At 62.2% G+C, this 2076-nt stretch carries 2 protein-coding genes; both read left to right on the top strand.

What is annotated here, in order from left to right; all coding sequences use genetic code 11:
* The first annotated feature begins 278 nt into the window (after nt 1-278).
* The gene (locus tag PMN64_RS42735) at nt 279-1301 is read left to right on the top strand and encodes a TRAP transporter substrate-binding protein (RefSeq protein WP_026191954.1); all 1023 of its coding nucleotides are present in this window, start codon (nt 279-281) and stop codon (nt 1299-1301) included.
* Nucleotides 1302-1430: 129 nt separating this feature from the next.
* Nucleotides 1431-1997, top strand: a complete 567-nt coding sequence (locus PMN64_RS42740) for a TRAP transporter small permease (protein ID WP_411785101.1) — start codon at nt 1431-1433, stop codon at nt 1995-1997.
* Nucleotides 1998-2076 lie beyond the last annotated feature (79 nt).

The following is a 2076-nucleotide window of genomic DNA, read 5'->3' on the forward strand; positions in this document are numbered from 1 at the left end:
ACCTTGTCCTCCCGATCGGATAGGCTTTTAGCCGGTGCCCGCGCCGCGGGGCGCGCCGTCAACTTGCCAAGGCAACTATATCATATAACGGTTTTGGCAAGGCGGATTTGCGCGGGACGCACCTTCGCCGCAGCGCAAGATGCGGCGGGGCGGACCGGGGCGGAGGGTGCGACGAGGCGTCCGCCCGGCGGATTTCGTCTTGAATATCCGTCCGAATTAGATAACATGTTAAGTAATGAGACCGGGCAGCAAGCCCGTCCTGGAGAGGAGGAGACGTGATGAGGAAGACAGTGTTGGCGGTGTTGATGGCCGCCGCCATCGTGCCGGCCGCGGGACCTGCCGTCGCGCAGGACAAGACCGTCAATCTCAAGGTGTCGCTATGGGTGCCGCCGGCGCATCCGCTGGTGCCGGCGACGCAGGCCTGGGCCGCCGACATCGAGAAGGCATCGGGCGGCACCATCAAGGTCACCGTGTTTCCGTCCGAGCAGCTCGGCAAGGCGTTCGACCATTACGACATGGCGCGCGACGGCATCGCCGACGTCACCTATGTCAATCCCGGCTATCAGCCCGGCCGTTTCCCGATCGCGGCCGCCGGCCAGCTTCCGTTCACCTTCTCCGACGGCAAGAAGGGCACGCTGGCGCTGAACGAGTGGTACCACAAATATGCGCCGACCGAGATGAAGGACACCAAGCTGTGCTTCGCCTTCATCCACGATCCGGGCGCGCTGCACGGCAAGAAGAAGATCGTGCTGCCGAGCGATCTCTCCGGCGTCAAGGTGCGGCCCGCGCAGAGCACCATCGGCGAGATGGTGAAGATGTTCGGCGGCACCAATGTGCAGGCCTCCGCGCCGGAATCGCGCGACGCGATCGAGCGTGGCGTGGCCGACGAGATCACCTTCCCCTGGGGCTCGATCTTCCTGTTCGGCATCGACAAGGTGGTGAAGTACCACATGGACGTGCCGCTCTATTCGACGGTGTTCACCTACAACATGAACCTTGCCAAATATAATTCGATGTCGGCTGCCCAGAAGAAGGTGATCGACGATCACTGCACGCCGGAATGGGCCTCCAAGGTCACCGATCCCTGGACCGATTTCGAAGCCAATGGCCGCACCAAGATGAAGGCGCTGGAAGGCCACGAGGTCTATCCGCTGACATCGGATCAGCTCGCCGAGTGGAAGAAGGCGGTCAAGCCGCTGCGCGACAGCTGGGCCGAGGCGGTGAAGAAGGCCGGCGGCGATGCGGCAAAGATCGACGCCGATCTGCAGGCCACGCTGAAGAAGTACGAGGCGGGGATCTAGCCGACTTCGTCATTCCGGGGCGCGCGTCAGCGCGAACCCGGAATCTCGCGCCACAATCCCCGGATTCCGGGTTCGCTCGCATGGCGAGCGCCCCGGAATGACGGTTCCTGACAGCGATAGTCCGACATCATGGCTGCCAACTCCGAAGTTTCCCCAGACGGTGCGATCACCGGCCCACCCGAGCCGGCGCGCAAGAATTTCATGGACCGCTTCATCGATTCGATCGAATGGGTCGCGGCCTTCTTCGTCGGCGTCGTCGCGCTCAACACCTTCACTGCGGTGTTCATGCGAAAATTCTTCGCGGTGACCATCCCCGACTACTACAATTTCGGCCAGTTTCTGCTCGGCATCCTGATCTTCTGGGGCATTGCGGCGACCAGCTATCGCGGCACCCACATCACCGTGGATCTGGTCTGGGCCAACGCCACGCCGCGCTATCAGCGCTGGATCGACATCTTCGCGACGCTGGTGCTGCTGTTCGTGGTGAGCGTGCAGACCTACACGCTGGTCGACAAGGTGATCGACACCAGGAACAGCCATATCGTCACCATGGATCTCGGTGTCCCGGTCTGGCCGTTCTTCCTGGTGTCGTGGATCGGCGATGTCTCCGCGGTGCTGCTGATCGCGATCCGCACTTACCGCCTGATCTTCCATCCGGAAGATATCCATGATGCCAAGATCAAGACCGCGGAGTAGACGGCCATGAGTCTCGATCTCAGTCCCGAGACCGTCGCCGTGATCGGCTTTGTCAGCCTGTTCGTGCTGATGCTGCTCC

This window comes from Bradyrhizobium sp. UFLA01-814, assembly GCF_046718885.1.
Lineage (GTDB): Bacteria > Pseudomonadota > Alphaproteobacteria > Rhizobiales > Xanthobacteraceae > Bradyrhizobium > Bradyrhizobium elkanii.

Excerpts from the sequence above, each read along its gene's own strand:
- PMN64_RS42735 (WP_026191954.1), top strand. The coding sequence starts at position 279 with ATGAGGAAGACAGTGTTGGCGGTGTTGATGGCCGCCGCCATCGTGCCG.
- PMN64_RS42740 (WP_411785101.1), top strand. The coding sequence starts at position 1,431 with ATGGCTGCCAACTCCGAAGTTTCCCCAGACGGTGCGATCACCGGCCCA.